General features: G+C 42.4%; 17 protein-coding genes and 1 riboswitch. Of the genes, 9 read left to right on the top strand and 8 right to left on the bottom strand.

The window, feature by feature from the left end; all coding sequences use genetic code 11:
* Nucleotides 1-220: 220 nt before the first annotated feature.
* Nucleotides 221-1,801, top strand: coding sequence for a cation:proton antiporter (locus QT716_RS12960; protein WP_317936503.1), 1,581 nt, complete (start codon nucleotides 221-223; stop codon nucleotides 1,799-1,801).
* Between the two features lie 272 nt (nucleotides 1,802-2,073).
* On the opposite strand, the gene QT716_RS12955 is transcribed toward QT716_RS12960, so the two are convergent.
* Complete coding sequence (locus QT716_RS12955) at nucleotides 2,074-2,871, bottom strand: hypothetical protein (protein WP_317936502.1); 798 nt, start codon at nucleotides 2,869-2,871, stop codon at nucleotides 2,074-2,076.
* Between the two features lie 185 nt (nucleotides 2,872-3,056).
* Between QT716_RS12955 and QT716_RS12950 the strand changes: the two genes are divergently transcribed.
* The 4 genes from QT716_RS12950 to QT716_RS12935 all read left to right on the top strand — a co-directional run bounded on the left by QT716_RS12950 (nucleotide 3,057) and on the right by QT716_RS12935 (nucleotide 8,423).
* Nucleotides 3,057-4,436: a sigma 54-interacting transcriptional regulator gene (locus tag QT716_RS12950; RefSeq protein WP_317936501.1), complete on the top strand. Its 1,380-nt coding sequence runs from the start codon at nucleotides 3,057-3,059 to the stop codon at nucleotides 4,434-4,436.
* Between the two features lie 81 nt (nucleotides 4,437-4,517).
* Nucleotides 4,518-5,837, top strand: a complete 1,320-nt coding sequence (locus QT716_RS12945; RefSeq protein WP_317936499.1) for an aspartate aminotransferase family protein — start codon at nucleotides 4,518-4,520, stop codon at nucleotides 5,835-5,837.
* Nucleotides 5,838-5,850: 13 nt separating this feature from the next.
* Nucleotides 5,851-7,218 (top strand): YjiH family protein, encoded by a 1,368-nt coding sequence (locus QT716_RS12940; protein WP_317936498.1) that lies wholly within the window; start codon nucleotides 5,851-5,853, stop codon nucleotides 7,216-7,218.
* An 89-nt stretch (nucleotides 7,219-7,307) separates the two neighbouring features.
* Complete coding sequence (locus tag QT716_RS12935) at nucleotides 7,308-8,423, top strand: alpha-hydroxy-acid oxidizing protein (RefSeq protein ID WP_317936497.1); 1,116 nt, start codon at nucleotides 7,308-7,310, stop codon at nucleotides 8,421-8,423.
* An 85-nt stretch (nucleotides 8,424-8,508) separates the two neighbouring features.
* On the opposite strand, the gene qoxD is transcribed toward QT716_RS12935, so the two are convergent.
* The 4 genes from qoxD to qoxA all read right to left on the bottom strand — a co-directional run bounded on the left by qoxD (nucleotide 8,509) and on the right by qoxA (nucleotide 12,332).
* Nucleotides 8,509-8,799 carry a cytochrome aa3 quinol oxidase subunit IV gene (gene qoxD / locus QT716_RS12930; RefSeq protein ID WP_317936496.1) on the bottom strand — a complete coding sequence of 97 codons (291 nt, stop codon included), beginning with the start codon at nucleotides 8,797-8,799 and terminating at the stop codon, nucleotides 8,509-8,511.
* A 1-nt stretch (nucleotide 8,800) separates the two neighbouring features.
* A complete protein-coding gene (qoxC, locus tag QT716_RS12925) occupies nucleotides 8,801-9,397 on the bottom strand; it encodes a cytochrome aa3 quinol oxidase subunit III (protein ID WP_317936495.1) in 597 nt (198 codons plus the stop codon).
* Nucleotides 9,387-11,336 carry a cytochrome aa3 quinol oxidase subunit I gene (gene qoxB, locus QT716_RS12920; protein ID WP_317936494.1) on the bottom strand — a complete coding sequence of 650 codons (1,950 nt, stop codon included), beginning with the start codon at nucleotides 11,334-11,336 and terminating at the stop codon, nucleotides 9,387-9,389. Before qoxB ends, qoxC begins: the two co-directional genes overlap by 11 nt.
* A 63-nt stretch (nucleotides 11,337-11,399) precedes the next feature.
* Complete coding sequence (gene qoxA, locus QT716_RS12915) at nucleotides 11,400-12,332, bottom strand: cytochrome aa3 quinol oxidase subunit II (protein ID WP_317936493.1); 933 nt, start codon at nucleotides 12,330-12,332, stop codon at nucleotides 11,400-11,402.
* 583 nt (nucleotides 12,333-12,915) lie between these two features.
* On the opposite strand from qoxA, the gene QT716_RS12910 reads away from it, so the two are divergent.
* A complete protein-coding gene (locus QT716_RS12910) occupies nucleotides 12,916-13,137 on the top strand; it encodes a small, acid-soluble spore protein tlp (protein ID WP_317936492.1) in 222 nt (73 codons plus the stop codon).
* A 78-nt stretch (nucleotides 13,138-13,215) separates the two neighbouring features.
* Here QT716_RS12910 and QT716_RS12905 read toward each other — a convergent pair whose 3' ends face one another.
* Nucleotides 13,216-13,572: a glyoxalase superfamily protein gene (locus QT716_RS12905; protein ID WP_317936491.1), complete on the bottom strand. Its 357-nt coding sequence runs from the start codon at nucleotides 13,570-13,572 to the stop codon at nucleotides 13,216-13,218.
* Nucleotides 13,573-13,800: 228 nt separating this feature from the next.
* On the opposite strand from QT716_RS12905, the gene QT716_RS12900 reads away from it, so the two are divergent.
* Nucleotides 13,801-14,127, top strand: a complete 327-nt coding sequence (locus tag QT716_RS12900) for a monothiol bacilliredoxin BrxC family protein (protein WP_317936490.1) — start codon at nucleotides 13,801-13,803, stop codon at nucleotides 14,125-14,127.
* Nucleotides 14,128-14,192: 65 nt separating this feature from the next.
* On the opposite strand, the gene QT716_RS12895 is transcribed toward QT716_RS12900, so the two are convergent.
* A complete protein-coding gene (locus QT716_RS12895; RefSeq protein WP_317936488.1) occupies nucleotides 14,193-14,456 on the bottom strand; it encodes a hypothetical protein in 264 nt (87 codons plus the stop codon).
* A 259-nt stretch (nucleotides 14,457-14,715) separates the two neighbouring features.
* Between QT716_RS12895 and QT716_RS12890 the strand changes: the two genes are divergently transcribed.
* Both QT716_RS12890 and nadX read left to right on the top strand, forming a co-directional pair.
* Nucleotides 14,716-15,492 (top strand): 3-hydroxybutyrate dehydrogenase, encoded by a 777-nt coding sequence (locus QT716_RS12890; RefSeq protein ID WP_317936486.1) that lies wholly within the window; start codon nucleotides 14,716-14,718, stop codon nucleotides 15,490-15,492.
* A 277-nt stretch (nucleotides 15,493-15,769) separates the two neighbouring features.
* Nucleotides 15,770-16,552, top strand: a complete 783-nt coding sequence (gene nadX / locus QT716_RS12885) for an aspartate dehydrogenase (protein ID WP_317936485.1) — start codon at nucleotides 15,770-15,772, stop codon at nucleotides 16,550-16,552.
* A gap of 63 nt (nucleotides 16,553-16,615) precedes the next feature.
* On the opposite strand, the gene QT716_RS12880 is transcribed toward nadX, so the two are convergent.
* On the bottom strand, nucleotides 16,616-17,812 hold the full coding sequence (locus tag QT716_RS12880; protein ID WP_317936484.1) for an MFS transporter: 1,197 nt from the start codon (nucleotides 17,810-17,812) through the stop codon (nucleotides 16,616-16,618).
* A gap of 53 nt (nucleotides 17,813-17,865) precedes the next feature.
* A riboswitch (purine riboswitch) is annotated at nucleotides 17,866-17,965 on the bottom strand.
* Between the last annotated feature and the right edge of the window lie 83 nt (nucleotides 17,966-18,048).

Raw genomic sequence — 18,048 nt, 5'->3', positions numbered from 1 at the left:
CAACTAGTGAAAAGTCATGCACCTCATAAAATGAAGTCTATAAAAAGACTATACCCCCTCAATATGATTTTCGATACAAGAAGAGAGTTTTTGTAAGTGAATATACCGGATCTCAAAGAAAAGAAATGAATGAGAGGCTGCTTAGTATATCCGTGTTTACGGTGCTCCATTTCAGGTAATGGCTAGAGTACTACAATCTATACAGAGAGAATGGTGGCCCATGCAGGAAGTGGATTTGCATCATATCGTTGAAATCGGACTTTTTCTTCTAATGATCGCCGCTGGAATTACAGCGATTGCGAAAAAATTCAATAAGCCGTATTCAATTGCACTTGTCGTTGTGGGCGCGGTTATTGGTCTATCTAATATTTCTATACTCGAACCTTTGACGGATTTCATTACGGAAGGTGAAGTTTTTAACTTTGTCATTATTACACTTTTTTTACCAGCATTATTAGGTGAGGCGGCCATTAAACTTCCGTTTTCCCGATTGAACGAAAATAAGACACCCATTTTGACACTTGCCTTTGGCGGGACATTTCTATCTTTTCTCGTGGTAGGCTTTTTGTCACTTTGGCTTTTGGACTTTCCTGTACCGGCAGCCTTCGTGTTTGCTGCTGTGATGAGTGCAACGGATCCTGTTAGTGTTCTTTCGATATTCAAAGGTTTGGGTGTGAATAAGAAACTTTCGACTATAATTGAAGGCGAAAGTTTGTTCAATGATGGGCTGGCTGTTGTGTTATTTAACATTTCGGCATTCTCTTTACTCGCTTACTTAGATATGGGTCTTGGCGGAGTAGGAATGGGGATTTGGGAGTTCATCAAAGTCATCACACTTGGCATTTTAGTTGGGGGAGTCCTAGGATTCGGATTTTCCAGGCTAACTCGTTATTTTGACGATTATCCATTAGAAATCATTTTTAGTATTATTCTCTTTTACGGGGCGTTCTTACTCGCGGAAGCACTGGATGCATCCGGTGTAATTGCCGTTGTGGTCGGTGCACTCGTTTTTGGGAATTATGGTGGGAAAATCGGGATGAGTCCAACGACCAAACTCAACATTAATAATTTCTGGGACGTTGCTGCGCTCCTCGCGAATTCACTCGTGTTCCTGATGGTGGGTCTTGAAATTGCAAGAATTGACGTACACGAAAAGTGGGGGCTGATTTTTCTTGCAATCGGGATTGTTCTCATTTCGAGAATTGTGGCCGTCTATCTCAGTTTGGCATTTGTCAAAGGCATACCGTCCTCGTGGCAGCATGTGTTTAACTGGGGCGGGTTAAGAGGATCTCTATCTATCGCACTTGTCCTAAGCCTTCCAAGGGATTTCCCGGCACGGGAGGATATCTTGATTGTCGCATTCAGTGTCGTGTTGTTCTCATTACTCGTTCAAGGACTGACCATCAAGACGTTACTGACGAAACTCGGTATCATTAGTCAGCAAGAAGGGAACATGGAATATGAAAAAGTGATTGCGGATGCCTACCAATATGAGACGGCGATTCAAGAAATTGAACGAGTGAAAAAGAATTTGTTCATTCCGGAATCGGTTTCGAATGAAGTGGCCGAAGTATATAAAAGAAAGCTCGAGCAACTTCATAAGCAATCGAATGAGCTGCTCCTAAAGTATCCTGAATTGAAAGAGGACCAACAGCTTACGTTGAAGAAGTATGCACTGTATGCGCGGTATGAGGCGATTGAATCACTATTAAAGAGTGATGTGATTTCAAGCGAGACTGGCGGCCGCGAGAAGGAAGCTATTACGAAAGAGTTAGTGGAGTTGGAAGATGCAGCAGAATAATTCCACGACTAAAAGTTGCGGAAATCCTAACGTTTTTGAAGAACTCCAGTGCGGCAAACAAAGCTCAATGAGTATTCAGTTCAGAAAAATATTTAACAAGAGCTCCTTGGATAAGGGGCTTTTTTGTTTGAAGATTGCCAACTTCTAAACAAGGCCATTGAAAAGCGCTTTATATTATCTAAACTTCCATAAAACCAATCGATTTGTAAATAAAGTAATCCATTTAAAACCGTTTCTCCAGACACTGGTAATAATGTAAAATACCCCTGTTATTAGTATCCTGGACAATAGAAATCGTCGACAGATACAGAAAATTCCTGGTAACTGTCTTTAAACAGCGCATCGCAAATAACCTCACGCAACACACCGCTAAAATAACCGGGTAAATTGCGGATTTTCTTTTTCTTCGTTGCCATTACTGTAATATGCATCGCTTGATACGCCAAATCCTCGAATAGTTCCTCTTTTCCTTTGTGGATGTCAAACTTCAGCATCTGTCCGGAGAGCGCTTTATGAATCCCGAAAAACTTCCTTGCTTTGGAGTTATCTCCCGTGAATGAAAGTAAATATTTCATCTTCCCGAATAGCGTTGTGGATAACTCTTCTGCCGCAGGCTGAGACGTCTTTATAAGATCTTTAAGATTTTTAGATTTATAAAAGAAAGGTTCCTTTTTGGATTTTGTCTCGGAAACCTTGTTCTCATCAGCATCCTTCGGGTTCGCTCCAGTGGTCGTTTTCCCCTGGTCACGAACAGGCAAAATGACATAAATATTGGCGCCAAGTCCGCTCATGACAGGTCGTACGTAATGAATGCGTCCGATGATTTCAAGCAGTTCTAGTTTGCGAATTGCACGACGGACTGTCGAATTCGATAACCCCAACTTTTTCTCAATAGTTTCATGCTTCAAATGTGCTGCCAAATACTTCACTGAATAGCATCGAATCATTTCAAGAACAGCTCGATCCGTTTTGTTCATCGCGTTCCAGTGAATGTCGGTATGTTGTCTGGCAGCTGCGTCCATTTCTGCTTTCGTGTTGAACTTTGCGTAGTTAAATAAGTAGTGTGTCATAGTAATTCCCCCTTTTTCCTCTATATAGAGCTGAGGAACGAAAAGGTGGACAGGGGGAATAGTTTTTGTTGAATTAATTTATTGAAAATTCGAATACACTATTGCATATTAGTTATTCAGTATTGTATAGTTGATTCATATCTTGATAATATCTGAAAATTCTAGTCTCAGTGAAGGGTGAATATATGGCTCAATTTCATTTAACACCGGATTCCGTCCAAGAAGTATTGGAAACCCATGATGAAGACGTTATCGTTACAAATCATGAAGGAATCATTGTAAAAGCGACACGAATCAGCGGTCAAAGATATGGAATAGAAGCAGAAGATTTAATCGGCAAGTCTGTCTATGAACTTGAAAGGAAAGGAATCTTTTCACCTGCGATTACTCCGCTTGTCCTTAAAGAAAAGAAGAAAGTCGTGCGGATCCAAGAAACGAAATCAGGCTCAAAGATTTTGATAACAGGAATGCCATTCTTTAATTACAACGGGGATGTCGATTATGTCATCAGCTATTCTTATGATGTTTCGGAACTGCTAGTCATTCAGGACTACATGAAAGAGATTGAATATGAAATGTCCAAAGCACATGAAGAGGTCCAATATTTACGCAGGCAGATGTTTACGAAAAAAGAGTTAGTGATGAGAAGTAAAAGTACACAAGAGGCATTTGCGACGGCACATCGTGTTGCTTCACTAGATGTATCTGTTGTTCTTTCGGGGGAAAAGGGAACGGGCAAAACGACACTTGCTAAAGAGATCCATAAAGACAGTAAAAGGAGCAATGGACCGTTCATCGAATTAGATTGTGCAACCATACCTGAGTCTTTATTGTTAAAAGAATTGGTTGGTGAGCAAACTGCGCAGAGTCAACCCGCTGTACTAGGGCTTCTCGGTATTGCTGAAGGCGGGACATTGTTTTTGAAAAACATTGATAGAATGGCACTTCACTTGCAAACGAAACTTTACAAAATGGTAAAAGAAGAACGCTACCAACCTATTGGTTCGGATTCTTACCGCTCGATGAATGTGAGGTTTGTCTCTTCCACTGAAACCGATTTACAAGATGCTGTGAGTCAACGAACATTTTTAAGTGAATTGTATTATATGCTCAACATTGTACCGATTCGACTCATTCCATTACGGGAGCGCATAGAGGATGTAAGCGTTCTCATATCTCACTTCCTGCAGTCGTTCTCAGTGAAATACAAAGTGGATAAGATGGTGACGGATCAGGTATTTGCACAATTATTACAGCTTGAATGGAAAGGGAATATCCAGGAGCTCCGACATGTTATTGAGCGTATGGTTGTCCATAGTGAAGGAGAAATAATCGATGTCCATGACTTGCCGCATGAATATCGTTTGCCAGAAGACGAGTTTCTCGAGTTCAATTTTGAAGGGGAAACGCTGCCGGGGATCTTGGAGCAAGTAGAGATGCAAGTGATTAACAGAGCGAAAAAACGTTATAGAACAACTACCGAGATGGCTAAGATCTTAGGGATCAGCCAGCCTTCAGTTGTTCGTAAGTTAAAAAAGTACACACAAACTGAATCTGATTTATAACTATGCGTTTGTATAATTATTCTTAATGTTATATATTTATACACAATACAACGTGAATCAAACATACTTGGAGGTTATCTTATGCAAAAACAAACAGATCGTGAGAATAGCTGGGTTCACATGGTAGATTCAATTGGAAATTTCTTAGCGCCAAGCATGGCGAAGGACCATCCGAACCTTCCGGTGACGAAAGCAGAAGGTTGTTATTACTATGGTGTCGACGGAAGAGAGTATTTGGATTTCACTTCCGGGATCGCGGTTGAAAATGTGGGGCACCGACATCCGAAAGTCGTTCAAGCCATTAAAGACAGTGCCGATCATTTGGTTCACGGACCATCAGGTGTCATCATCTACGAATCCATTTTGAAGTTGGCTGCCGAATTGCAAAAGGTACTGCCGCCAAAACTCGATAATTTCTTTTTTGCAAATAGCGGTACAGAAGCGATTGAAGGAGCTCTCAAACTTGCAAAGTATGTTACGAAACGACCGTATGTAGTTTCGTTTACAGGCTGTTTCCATGGACGTTCAATAGGTGCGCTGAGTGTCACGACATCTAAAAGCAAATATCGAAAACATCTGCAGCCCTCGTGGCTTGCGTATCAGCTGCCCTATGCACTCCCGGAATATTTGCCCGAAGGAGCGGATCCCGAAGTATTTTTCGCTGAAAAGCTGGAGCGGGATGTAAAAGCATTATTTAGCCATCAAGTCGATCCTGAAGAAGTTGCGTGCATGATTATCGAGCCGATTCTGGGTGAGGGCGGGTATATTATTCCTCCTGCATCGTGGTTGAAAAAAATTCGTGAAATCTGTGATCGTCATGGGATTTTGCTGATCTTTGATGAAGTTCAGACCGGTTTTGGCCGTACCGGGAATTGGTTTGCTGCTCAAACGTTCGATGTAACGCCAGATATTATGGCGGTTGCGAAGGGGATTGGCGCGGGCTTACCACTTAGTGCGACCATCGCTTCAAAAGAATTGATGGATCAATGGCCGCTTGGTGCTCATGGTACAACGTTTGGCGGGAATCCAATCGCATGTTCTGCAGCACTTGCTTCACTGGAAATCATCAAAGAAGAGAAGCTGCTAATGAATGCACAAGAAATGGGTGCCTATGCGGTGGCAAAACTGCTTGAGATGAAGGAAGAGTTCCCGGTCATTCGGGATGTACGCGGCGTGGGGCTTATGATTGGTATCGAGTTAGGGGATCCAGTCACAGGGGAAGCCTCCGGGGAAGTCGTGATGAAGGTACTCGATAAATGTCTCGCTGACGGTGTATTGTTCTATCTTTGTGGAAATTCAGGTGAAGTGATTCGCATGATTCCACCGCTCACGATTTCAAAAGAGCAAATTGATACAGGTATTGACGTGTTGAAAACTGCAATTCAATCTGTTTCAAACTAAAGGGGGAAACGCCATGTCAGTCGCGTTCAAAGGGGAGAAAGTTAGATCGAAAGGTGCGGTTTGGAAGTTTCTAATTCCATCACTCATTGGTGTCCTGCTATTTTTAGTACCTATTAAAGTGAATGGGGAAGTTACGATCGGGGTCGGGGTCCTCGCGTCGTTTCTCCTTAAAGGTGCCGGGGATTATATCCCGCATTTCATTTTAGTATTACTTGCTGTCACGGTTGCGCTGACTCTGGTTACCGTCGCATTTAAACCTGCAGCGATTGTCAATCGTCCATTTTTGAAGAATGTGTTTCTAGTTGGTTGGTTCGGAATTACGATGCGTGTATTCGGTCTTGCTGTCGGAGTCATGGCTTTCTTCGAAGTTGGACCAGAATTCATCGCATCGCGAAACACGGGTGGGGTCGTATTATATGACTTGGCACCAGTCTTACTGACGTGGTTCTTGTTTGCAGGTATTTTACTGCCGCTCTTAGTGGAGTTCGGATTGATGGAGTTTGTAGGAGCGTTACTGAAAAAAGTGATGCGCCCGTTATTTACACTTCCGGGCCGATCGTCGATTGACACGATGGCGTCATGGATGGGCGCGGGAACTGTTGGCGTGTTAGTGACCATGAAGCAATATGACGAAGGCTATTATACGAAACGTGAAGCGGCAGTCATTGCGACTACGTTTTCCATAGCTTCAGTCGCATTTTCACTCGTTGTCGCAAACGTTGCGAATATTGGCCATATGTTTGTTCCATTTTATATTACGGTTTCGATTGCGAGTGTTGTTGCAGCGATTATCATGCCTCGTATTCCACCGTTGTCGCGTAAGACCGATACGTACTATGAGCCAGTAGGCCAGCGTATCGATGAAACACAGCCTGAAGGTGTCTCCAATATTCAATGGGGCTGGAAGCAGGCATTAGACAAAGCTGGTAATGCAAAGAGTCCGATGGGATTAGTGAAAGACGGCGTTGAAACAGTACTAGACATTTGGCTTGGGCTAATTCCACTTGTCATGAGTTTGGGAGCAATTGCACTTATTGTTGCGGAATTCACTCCTGTTTTCAACATTATTTCCTATCCATTAGTTCCAATACTTGAACTCATGCAATTACCGCAAGCAGCTGAAGCAGCACCTACGATGTTAGTCGGATTTGCAGACATGTTTTTACCGGCTGTAATCGGAGGATCGATCGATGCTGAAATTACACGCTTCGTTGTTGCGGCTTTGTCCTTAACTCAGCTTGTGTATATGTCAGAGATCGGAATTCTGATTTTGCGGTCGAACATTCCTGTATCAATTGTTGAGTTGTTTATCATCTTTATTGAGCGTACGATTATTACGTTGCCAATCATCGTATTGATCGCTCATTTATTCATTTTTTAACGACGAAAGGAGCTTTATCGACCCAGTGAGAAGTAATGGCTGAGGGAGATAAAGCTTTTTTACTTCTATGCGAAAAGGAGAATTCTAAGATGATTACAGCTGCAGAAATACAACCAGAGTTTGAAAGTTTGTTAGAACGAAAAGCATTTGAAAGAATTCGAAGAGAAGCATTTGACTATATAGCCAGGGGAGCCGGAAGTGAAGCGACAATGAAAGAGAATCTTGGAGCGTTTTCCAAGTGGAAAATTCGTCCGCGCGTGTTACGGAATGTTGCTGAAATCGATTTGTCGACAACGTTATTCAACCGGAAGCTCTCTTCACCATTTCTATTTGCACCAATTGGTGTTCAACGAATTGCCCATCCCGACGGAGAGTTGGCTTCTGCAAGAGTGGCTAAAGCAACAGATGTCCCATTTGTAGTCAGCAGTGCAGCCTCCTATTCAATGGAAGAGATTGCGAGTGAATTAGAAGAGAGCACACGATGGTTTCAGTTATATTGTTCCCTTGAAGATACAGTAACCAAAAGTTTAGTGAACCGTGCTGAAGCGAATGGCTACTCTGCAATCGTCATAACGGTAGACACACCGGTACTCGGAATTCGAGAAACGGATGCACATAATCAGTACTCTCCTTTAGAAGAAGGAGATGGATGCGGAAACTACCTGAATGACCCGGCGTTTCGCGCATTGCTTGCGCGTCCTCCGGAAGCAGATATGAAAGCAGCACTGCAAAAGCAAATTGATATTATCGACCAGCCAGGACTCGATTGGGATGAACTGAAAAAGATTCGGCGAATGACAAAGTTACCGATTTTATTAAAAGGAATTTTACATCCTGAAGATGCAAAGCTAGCCCTAGAACACAACATTGACGGCATCATTGTTTCGAACCATGGCGGCCGACAGCTTGACCATTGCATCGCTTCATTAGACGCATTACCGGATATAGCGCAAGTCATTCAAAAACGTATTCCCATTCTTCTAGACAGCGGAATCCGAACCGGCGTAGATGTATTCAAAGCGCTCGCACTCGGTGCAGACGCAGTTTTACTGGGCAGGCCATTTATTTACGGTCTCGCTGTAAACGGAGAAGCAGGGGTAAGACAGGTCATCCATAAAATCCGTCACGAACTTGAAACTTCAATGGCATTAGCAGGCGCACGCACCATTCAAGAAATTAACTCGGATTTACTTTTCAACAGTTAGGAAAGAAATGTTTTAACCAAATTTAAAAAGCTGTCTGAGAAAGTCAAACTAGACTTCCTGAGACAGCTTCTTTTTTGTGTCCTTCTTATTTCACCATATAGCCCCAGTGCATAGTGAACAATGTCCCGAAGATCGTAACAAGTCCTACAAATAACGCATAAAGGATATTCATATAAAGCGTCTTGCTTTCTGCGTTTTCTTTCACATGCATGAACAAGAACAGCTGCAGCCCTGCTTGTACAATCGCAGTGACGACGAGGATCGTCATGCCTGCTGCAAATGATAAGTCAAAAAGCACTGCAACTAGTGCAACAAGTGACAGCAGCAAAGAGAATAAGAATCCCATTACGTGCTGGGGAGGAAACAATTGTTTCATGTTACATCAGTCCTTTCAGATAGACGAAGCTGAAGATGAAAATCCAAACCACGTCAAGAAAGTGCCAATATAACGAGAAGATGAACGACTTATTTGCAGTTTCTGGTGTGAAACCGCGTTTCTTAATTTGCAGTAAAATCGCGCCCCCCCAAAGGAGACCGAACGTTACGTGCAATCCATGCGTTCCGAGAAGTGTGAAGAGTGCTGACAAGAACCCGCTCGTCTGGATCGTCGCACCTTCGCCTACATATGTTACGAATTCATACACTTCGACGCCTAGGAATGCAGCACCGAGAGCTAATGTAATTCCGAAGAATGTCATCATCGGTTTCTTCAAGCCAAGTCGCATTGCATGGACACCTAAACCAATCGTGAAACTGCTGGACAACAGCAGAATCGTTTCAATCATAACGGGACTTAGGTGAAACAAGTCCTCTGCGGCCGGTCCTACATTTGTATTGCTTTGCAACGTGAAATACACCGCAAACAATGTGGAGAAGAGGGCGATTTCCGCCCCCAAGAAAATCCAGAATCCGAGGATCTTCATCTTGTTCTCATCGGTACTATATTCCATCGGTACTGTATGATCAATTTTCATGCTGTTCACCTCGCAATGCGTTTTCTGTCCGTTCGATTTCTTTAATAGAAATGTAACGGCCGTGATCTTTCTCGAACGATCGATAGGCAAGTGTTCCTAGGATTACAACACCAAAGACAATCGCAGGGGTCCACCAGCTGAATACCATGAAGAAGCCCCAGAAGAAGAATGCAGCCCCCATAATGACTGGCAGTCCGCTATTATTCGGCATATGGATCGGTTCGTACGTTCCTGATGTCAGCGGTTTGCCTTCTTTCTTCGCAAACCAGTGTGCATCCAGTTTGTTAACAGTAGGGATCAACGCAAAGTTATATTCCGGAACTGGGCTATGTGTGCTCCACTCCAGTGAACGCGCATCCCAAGGATCGCCGTCATTATCCCGAGGGCTGTAACGAATACTCCAATAGATGTTGTACACAAGGAGGATGAAACCGATCGCAAGACCGACAGCACCGACCATGGATAACATATTGAGAGGACCATAACCCGTACTTTCCGAATACGTATACATCCTGCGCGTCATTCCGTTTAGTCCAAGTATGAAGAGCGGGAAAAACGTCACGTTAAAGCTAATGGTAATGAACCAAAATGACAGTTTTCCAAGCTTTTCGTTCAACATGAAACCAAACACTTTCGGGAACCAGAAATGGAAACCGGCAATGACCGCAAACACTGTACCTGGAATAAGTACATAGTGGAAGTGGGCAACTAAGAACATCGTATTATGATACTGATAGTCAGCACTTGCCATAGCAAGCATGACTCCTGTTACGCCGCCAATTGTGAAAATCGGAATGAATGCCAGAGCATACATCATCGGTGTGGTAAAGCTGATCTTTCCTTTTCGTAACGTAAACAGCCAGTTGAATATTTTCACACCGGTCGGTATTGCAATCGCCATTGTTGTAATAGAGAAGACACTGTTGACCATAACGCCGTGACCCATTGTATAGAAGTGGTGAGCCCATACGACGAACGATAGAAGTGAAATTGCTACCATGCTGACAACCATGGATTTATATCCATAGAGGTTTTTCCTGGCAAAAGCAGATATGATTTCACTGTAAATCCCGAACGCAGGCAAAATAACGATATACACTTCAGGATGGCCCCACACCCAGAACAGGTTCGCCCAGAGCATGTCCATTCCGCCGCTTTGCATGGCGAAGAACTGTGTGCCGAACTGTCGATCTAGTGTCATCAATGCTAGAGCCACTGTCAAAACCGGGAATGCAAAAACGATAATTACATTTGTTATTAAGACCGACCATGTAAACATCGGCATTTTCATCAATGTCATACCTGGTGCACGCATCTTTATAATGGTCACCAAGAAGTTAATGCCTGTTAACAACGTACCGATACCGGCAATTTGCAAGGCGAGTGAATAGTAGTTATTCCCGACAGTCGGACTGAACTCAAGACTGGCTAGTGGGAAATAGGCAGACCATCCGGCATCCGGTGAACCACCGATGACGAATGAAATATTGAACAGCATCGCACCGGCAAAGAAGAGCCAGAAACTGACAGCATTCAATCGAGGGAATGCAACGTCACGTGCTCCGATTTGAAGCGGAATGACGACGTTCATTAATCCGATAATGAATGGCATTGCCATGAACAGGATCATAATGACCCCGTGTGTTGTAAAGATTTCGTTGTAATGCTGGCCGTCCAGCAATCCGTTATCCGGAATAGCTGTCTGTGCACGCATTAAGAGCGCATCCACGCCTCCGCGGAAGAGCATAAGGAGCGCAGCGAGAATGTACATGACTCCGATTTTCTTATGGTCGACAGTCGTCAGCCAGTTCTTCCAAAGCCAGTTCCATTTTTTTAAGTATGTGAGCGCAATCGGAATCGCGAGAGAGACAACAACAATACTGACCATTGCTGCGTAAATCATCGGTTCACCGGTTACGAAAAATTCGTCCCATTTCATATTGTTGAACTCCTTTCGTCAGTTAAGGAAGACAGCTTAGAAAGCATGATGGCGGTTCTTTTATTACTCATCATGACTCATATCCATCCCATCCATATTCATATCTTCATGTCCTTCGTGCTGTTGTGCATCTTCTGAATCGGATCCGCCATGATGGTGTCCGCTATGCTCACCTTCAGGAGCAGGTTTGAACTCAAGATGGTTTGAAGAATACGTTTTACGGCCGAGGTGCTCCGCTTTCAACAACTTATCGAACTCGTCTTCTGTTAGTTTAGGTGCTGTTGTTTTCACATCGTGTACCCATTCTTTGTAATCCTCATCGGACAGCGATTGTGCTTCGAATTCCATTTTGGCGAACCCTTCACCGCTGAAGTTCGAGTTCTTACCCATGAACGAGCCCGGTACATCTGCTGACATATGGATTGAAGTGACCATGTCACTCATCGCATACTTTTGACCTGCAAGCTGCGGAATCCAGAAACTTGTAATCGGTCCATAAGAATAGAGACGGAATTCAATCGGACGGTTTGCGGGGAAGTTCACATAGTTCACCGTTTCAATTCCCTCTTCTGGATAGCTGAAATGCCATTTCCAGTTAGACGATGAAGCATAGATGACGAGCGGTTCCTGATCCGCATAGACGACTGACTTCTGTTCAACTGTGCTTGTAGACGACACAGTAACAACTGAAAGAATCACGACAATGACTACTGGAATCGCTGTCCAGATAATCTCCAGCCACTTATTACCTTCTTCGTGTGGCGGTTCGTAATCGTCATCGAGTTTTGAAGCACGATATTTTACTAGGACGACTGTATAGAGTACATAAACAACAAATAGAATTCCTGCCATCATCGCAATAGAGAACAGAATCGTGCTGGAAATCTCTCTAGCTTGAGGTCCTTTCGGATCGAATATTAGCAGTGGGTTATCACAGCCAGCGAGTAAAATGGCTGTCACAGAGAATAGCGCAAGTGCAATCCACTTTTTCTTCATGTTCGTACTCCTTTCAACGAGTAATATATATTTGTAAGAAAGCCTGATTATTTACTGAAAAAGTATATTCATATAATTAAAAACGAACTGTATTTTTCAATTAAATGTCAAAAGGCTTTAGTTCGAAACCTATACTAGTCCGATGAAAAAGAGATTACAATAGCTAAGTACCTGTGTCACAAAAGGTTCTTATCTTCATCTAAGAATGAGCAAACTGCTTTGGCTGCTAATTAATCGGGAGTAAAATATTATTATCTGTGGTTTTGAAGTTATTTGAAAGATAGAGTTTTTTCGTAAAATCGGAGAGTTATGAGGATTGAAGAAGTGACAAAGATGCCCATAATTGGAGCGATTTTTGTTAACTAGGGGAGGAGATACTTCAAACGTGTTTCCGTAAAGAGAATGAAACAAATGTAAACGTTCCTTTTTGGTTATCCTATTTTGGATAAGCGTAAAAAGTATTGATCTGGTCAGTTTTCGGTTGGAAAGTTTTTGCTTAAGCTCTCAGCGGGTATATCACCATAATAATTCTCACTAAAAGGGGCATACTACTACCGATAATCAGAAAAAAGGAGGACTTTTCATGACTGGAAATTATCCAAAACCGAATGATCCCGCGGATAATAAGGAGCGGCTTAACAAAACAATTAGTAATATGGAAGCAGCTGAAGAGGCGATGAAGTTCGCGGATGGTAAGGAATTTAAGACGATCAAGGAGAAAAATGAACGACGTAAGAAAAGCATTGACGATATTAAAGATGAAATTCATGAGGAAGACAAATCACGGATTAACGGATATTTATAATTTCCAAAAGGCGAGCACAAAAACTCATGTAATTGAGTTTTTGTGCTCGCCTTATCCATTCAATAGTAAAGTGAGTATTCAACTCTGAAGGTCTTCGTAAAACACAATCTTATTAGAAAAAGGATCATGAATTGCAACTTCAAGGGTGTTCCAGTCTGTTTTATGCAAACCAGGACGGGCATACTTATAATTTTTCTCTGTAAGCGCGGCGTGGTATTTTTTCACGTCATCTATTTTTACACGAACAATACTTCCAGGGGTTCCATCTCCGTAATGCTCGGATAAATGAATGACATGATCGCCTAATGAAACCTGGATATATTTAGGCATGTTTTCATCAAACGTATGTTGCCAATCTTGTTGAAATCCTAAATAACCGATGTAAAAGTCTATTGCTTTATCAACATCGAAAATCCTGAAAATCGGTGTAATCATAATTCCGACACGCTCCTCTGAAATTTGAAAATCAATATAGCATACACAATGTAACAAGTACTAGCAGGGGAAACACGTTCATTCAAAACTGTAACAAAAACTTTTACTGAATTTATCTGATGTGAAAGTGGGTTATTAAATCTTCTCGAGTGACAAGAGGTATTCTTTCGTTCAAGATATTCTATAAAGGGAACGAATAACTGAACTTGAGCTAAAGGAGAATGAACTATGAACCGACTTAAATCTATTGACGAATGGCGGGAACTTCTCGAGAATTCCGACGAACAGCCTTTTCTTCTATTTAAAGTGAGTGTCACCAGTTTGAGCAGTGTAACTGCAAAGAAAGAAATGGAGGCGTTAGTTACAGAGCTGCCTCGATATGTAGTGATTGTGCAATTAGATAAGAAAGTGTCCAAAGCAGTAGAGCAAGAAACAGGTATACCACACGAAGCACCACAGTTATTCATCATCAAAAACAAGAAAGCGATTTGGCAAGCGACTCGTTATCAAATCAAACAATCGGTTGTATTGGATGCCATTGAACAATATGTGTGAGCAGGATGGTGTTTCTATAATTGCTCACTGAAACGCAGTGTACATCGTGGTGGAGTGGCTGCCGTTTACTTCTTGTTGAATTCGTTGTAAAACGTATCATCCTTCTTCTTTTCGATATATGTCCAAATCACGTATATGACGATTGTACACCCTACAACTAGCAACGCAGCACTAAATACGAAATCAAAGTCCATGTCTTTGACAGTTCTTTTCGCAACACCAGCCTGGTCAAAGATTTCGTAAGACATGCTTTCATAATTCATAAGCAAAAATGAAAGGATGATTCCTGCCAAACTACCGCCAGCTAAAGAGAGTATAAGTTTTTTCAAAGCCGCAACACCTCCTAAAATGAGTATATCATTTTTCTGATTATTTGGTCTGCTGGTTTTTGTACTATCAAATGGATTCAAAGATTTCCTACTAGCATGTATCGCTTGATGATGGTATTTCATAATTTGAATAGTTAATGATTCTTCACATGGCATCTACTATACAAAAACTAGAATGATTCCTTTAGCTAGTTTTGCAGGATTCAGAGGTGTAAAATTTCAATAAGAGATCTATTCAGATTAGCAGGAGGAATGCGGAATGAGTGAAAGTAAAGTGGTTTTCATAACAGGAGCAGCGAGTGGGCTGGGCTATAAAATTGGCGAGGAATTTGCTAGAGAAGGGGCAAAAGTCGTATTTTCGGATATTAATGAAGCCAAGCTGAATGATGTTGTAGCACGGTTAGTTGCTGAAGGTGCGGATTGTCTGGCAGTTAAATGCGATGTGACCAAAGAAGAAGAGATTCAGCGAGCGATTGACAAGACAGTCGAATATTACGGCAAACTGGATGTATTGGTCAACAATGCGGGAATGCAGCATGTTGCAATGATTGAAGATTTCCCAACCGATCGCTTTGAATTAATGGTGAAAATGATGTTGGTGGCTCCATTTATGGCTATTAAACACGTTATGCCGATTATGAAAGAACAAAAGTTTGGAAGAATCATTAATATGGCATCTATCAATGGCGTCATCGGTTTTGCTGGGAAATCTGCATACAACAGTTCGAAACACGGCTTGATTGGATTGACTAAAGTCGCTGCGTTAGAGGCTGCTGAACACGGAATTACTGTCAATGCATTGTGCCCGGGTTATGTGGATACACCACTTGTGCGCAACCAATTAGGAGATTTGGCGAAAAGCCGTGACGTATCACTCGAAACAGTATTAGAAGATGTCATTTATCCGCTCGTTCCGCAAAAACGATTGCTGACAGTTCAAGAAGTGGCCGATTTCGCATTGTTCATCGCAAGTGATAAAGCGACTGGGTTAACTGGGCAGTCGATTGTTATAGATGGCGGGTATACCGCGCAGTAAAGATTAGGACTTGCGGCTGTCAAATTGTATATGTGGTTTTTACTCGTTATAATAGATTTGAAGGTTTAAATGGTTACGGGTTAACTTGTTTCTACATATCACGTGAACGGCCGAACTTCTAAGTGGAAGTTCGGCCGTTTTGTCTTGAAAAAGAAAATTGCAACATAGCAGATGAAATCTAGGTTTCTTCAATACTAGTTGAATGATGATCAGGAATGGGTATGATAAGAAGAATGGAAGAATAGTGCATAGCAACAGAACGAAGAGGAGGCCAATCATGAAAATCGGAATTATCGGCACAGGCAACATTGCGACGTATTTGTTGGAACACGTGAACCCAAATCACGAGTTTGAATGTGAAGTTGTCGCGCTCTTTGGTCGGAATCAGGAAGTAGGGCATCAGTTAAGTGAGCAATTTCATATAGACTTTTATACCGATCTCCAAGGTTTTTTGAATTCGCCAATCGAACTTGTCGTCGAAGCTGCAACTGTTGAGGCGGCTTCTGCGTATGTAAAAGATGTTGTTGCTCATAAGAAGAACCTCGTAATAAGCAGCATCGGCGTTTTTAAAGACATTCACTTCTATGATGAATTAAAAGAAATCGCCGCACTCAATGGGGTGCAGATCTATCTGCCTTCAGGTGCAATAGGAGGTTTGGATTTGCTGCAATCCGCTCAAGCAACAAACGGACTTAAATCTGTGAAAATCACAACAAGGAAGTCGCCAGCTTCACTTGGGCTTGACGGTTCACATAAAAAACAAATTCTCTTCGAAGGCTCCGCCAGGGAAGCAGTTGAACAATTTCCTAAAAATGTTAACGTAGCGCTTGTGCTGGCGCTCGCGGGTGTTGGAGTTGAAAAGACCGAAGTCTGTGTCATTGTGGATCCAGCTGCAGAACGCAATACTCACACGATAGAAGCGGAAGGGGATTTCGGAAAGATGCACTTTCAAGTTGAAAATAACCCGATGCCGAACAATCCTAAAACGAGCCTTCTTGCAGCTTTAAGTATTTTAGCTGTATTGAAAAACAAAGATCTCGCAGTGAAAATAGGGAATTGAACAGAGAAAAGGAACCGTCCGTTTTGCAAGGATGCAAACGAGGCGGTTCCTTTTTCTAATGGATTAATGTGTTCTTTCTGAAACCTGATTTTTGCTTTTCTTTGAAGAGTTGCTGTTCTGTACAGCCATTGAAAGTGAAATGGCTGCACATACAAATGCAATCACGACGATGAAACCGCCAACCGCAGGCATACTCGTAACACTGCCTGTATGACTGAACGCAACGCCGCCGACACCTGAACCAAGTGCAATTCCGACTTGAAGTGCGGAATTGTTAAAGCTTTGGTGGATATCCGATGATACGGGATCCGTTTGAATGATGTAGTCCTGCTGTGCAGGTGCAAGTGCCCAGCTAAGCGCTCCCCAGATCATCATGACGATGATGAACACCGGAATGGATATGGTAGAGTATGGAAGAACAAACAAGCTGATTGAGAATGCGCCTAAAATGATCAGGATACTCTTTTGCGAGCCAAGCCGAGTTGCCAGTCCGCCGCCAAATGCGCCGCCTGCAACTGCCGCGATTCCGAATAGGAAGTAGAAGACACTGATCCAAGAGGAACTGAGATTCATCGTTGTTTCAAGAAACGGTGTGAAATAGGCATACACCGTATAATGACCAGCAAGCATGAACATCGTTGCTAAATGAGCGAAGACAATTTTTTTGTTCGCTAAGGACTTCAGCTGTTCAGCTAGAGGCTGTACTTCGCCTGTCGGAATTTTGTCGAAAAATTTCATGATCAGCGCAATAGTACCAAGCGACAAAATTGCGATTCCAAGAAACACTGTCCGCCAGCCGAAGGCGTTCGTAATGACAATCCCTATAGGAACTCCTAACACGAGCGACGAACTGATTCCCATGTAGATGTATCCTAATGCTTTCGCACGTTGACTCGGTTTTGCAATACGTGCTGTAATCGTTAAAGACAGAACAATCACTAACGCTGCGCTTGCAGCCGTTAAGATTCTTGCTGTCATCATCATTCCGAATGTTGTGCTGAAATAAGTGAAAACGTTACCTAAGAAGAAGACCGATAAGGTGATTAAGTATAGCTTTTTACGTTCTATTTTAGCTGTAAGTGACAGCAATACGGGTCCCGCGATTGCATAGACCAACGCGAAAATTGTAATGAGCTGTCCAGCAGTTGCTATTGAAACTTGTAAATCATCGGCAATCACAGGCAGAATCCCGCCTACGACCAGTTCAACTAAACCAACCGTAATTGCTGAAATGGCTAATAAAAATACACGAATGTCCAACTAATCTCCTCCTGCTATTGGTTACTATCGAATTTGTTAATACAAAAAAGTCCCGACTACAAAAATTCTTTTGTAGTCAGGACTTAACGGATCCTGGTAGAGACCCTCGAACCATATTATCGAGGTTATACAGATTGATTTTAGTATGAAATTTTTCCTTCTCATTAATTTATCACGAAATAGTGATGATGGCAAGAGTAAGACGTCTGACAACCTAAGAAAAAATTTTAGAATGA

Origin of the sequence: Sporosarcina aquimarina (assembly GCF_033253705.1) — a bacterium.
Lineage (GTDB): Bacteria > Bacillota > Bacilli > Bacillales_A > Planococcaceae > Sporosarcina > Sporosarcina aquimarina.
The sequence above is the reverse complement of the archived record's forward strand: the minus strand, read 5'-3'. Positions and strand labels throughout refer to the sequence as shown.

What these genes read in the sequence shown, in the direction of transcription:
- QT716_RS12900 (WP_317936490.1), top strand. Translation starts at nt 13,801, where the DNA reads ATGAACCGACTTAAATCTATTGACGAATGGCGGGAACTTCTCGAGAAT.
- QT716_RS12960 (WP_317936503.1), top strand. Translation starts at nt 221, where the DNA reads ATGCAGGAAGTGGATTTGCATCATATCGTTGAAATCGGACTTTTTCTT.
- nadX (WP_317936485.1), top strand. Translation starts at nt 15,770, where the DNA reads ATGAAAATCGGAATTATCGGCACAGGCAACATTGCGACGTATTTGTTG.
- QT716_RS12945 (WP_317936499.1), top strand. Translation starts at nt 4,518, where the DNA reads ATGCAAAAACAAACAGATCGTGAGAATAGCTGGGTTCACATGGTAGAT.
- qoxB (WP_317936494.1), bottom strand. Translation starts at nt 11,336, where the DNA reads ATGAAATGGGACGAATTTTTCGTAACCGGTGAACCGATGATTTACGCA.
- QT716_RS12905 (WP_317936491.1), bottom strand. Translation starts at nt 13,572, where the DNA reads ATGATTACACCGATTTTCAGGATTTTCGATGTTGATAAAGCAATAGAC.
- qoxC (WP_317936495.1), bottom strand. Translation starts at nt 9,397, where the DNA reads ATGAAAATTGATCATACAGTACCGATGGAATATAGTACCGATGAGAAC.
- QT716_RS12950 (WP_317936501.1), top strand. Translation starts at nt 3,057, where the DNA reads ATGGCTCAATTTCATTTAACACCGGATTCCGTCCAAGAAGTATTGGAA.
- QT716_RS12940 (WP_317936498.1), top strand. Translation starts at nt 5,851, where the DNA reads ATGTCAGTCGCGTTCAAAGGGGAGAAAGTTAGATCGAAAGGTGCGGTT.
- qoxD (WP_317936496.1), bottom strand. Translation starts at nt 8,799, where the DNA reads ATGAAACAATTGTTTCCTCCCCAGCACGTAATGGGATTCTTATTCTCT.
- QT716_RS12935 (WP_317936497.1), top strand. Translation starts at nt 7,308, where the DNA reads ATGATTACAGCTGCAGAAATACAACCAGAGTTTGAAAGTTTGTTAGAA.
- qoxA (WP_317936493.1), bottom strand. Translation starts at nt 12,332, where the DNA reads ATGAAGAAAAAGTGGATTGCACTTGCGCTATTCTCTGTGACAGCCATT.
- QT716_RS12890 (WP_317936486.1), top strand. Translation starts at nt 14,716, where the DNA reads ATGAGTGAAAGTAAAGTGGTTTTCATAACAGGAGCAGCGAGTGGGCTG.
- QT716_RS12910 (WP_317936492.1), top strand. Translation starts at nt 12,916, where the DNA reads ATGACTGGAAATTATCCAAAACCGAATGATCCCGCGGATAATAAGGAG.
- QT716_RS12955 (WP_317936502.1), bottom strand. Translation starts at nt 2,871, where the DNA reads ATGACACACTACTTATTTAACTACGCAAAGTTCAACACGAAAGCAGAA.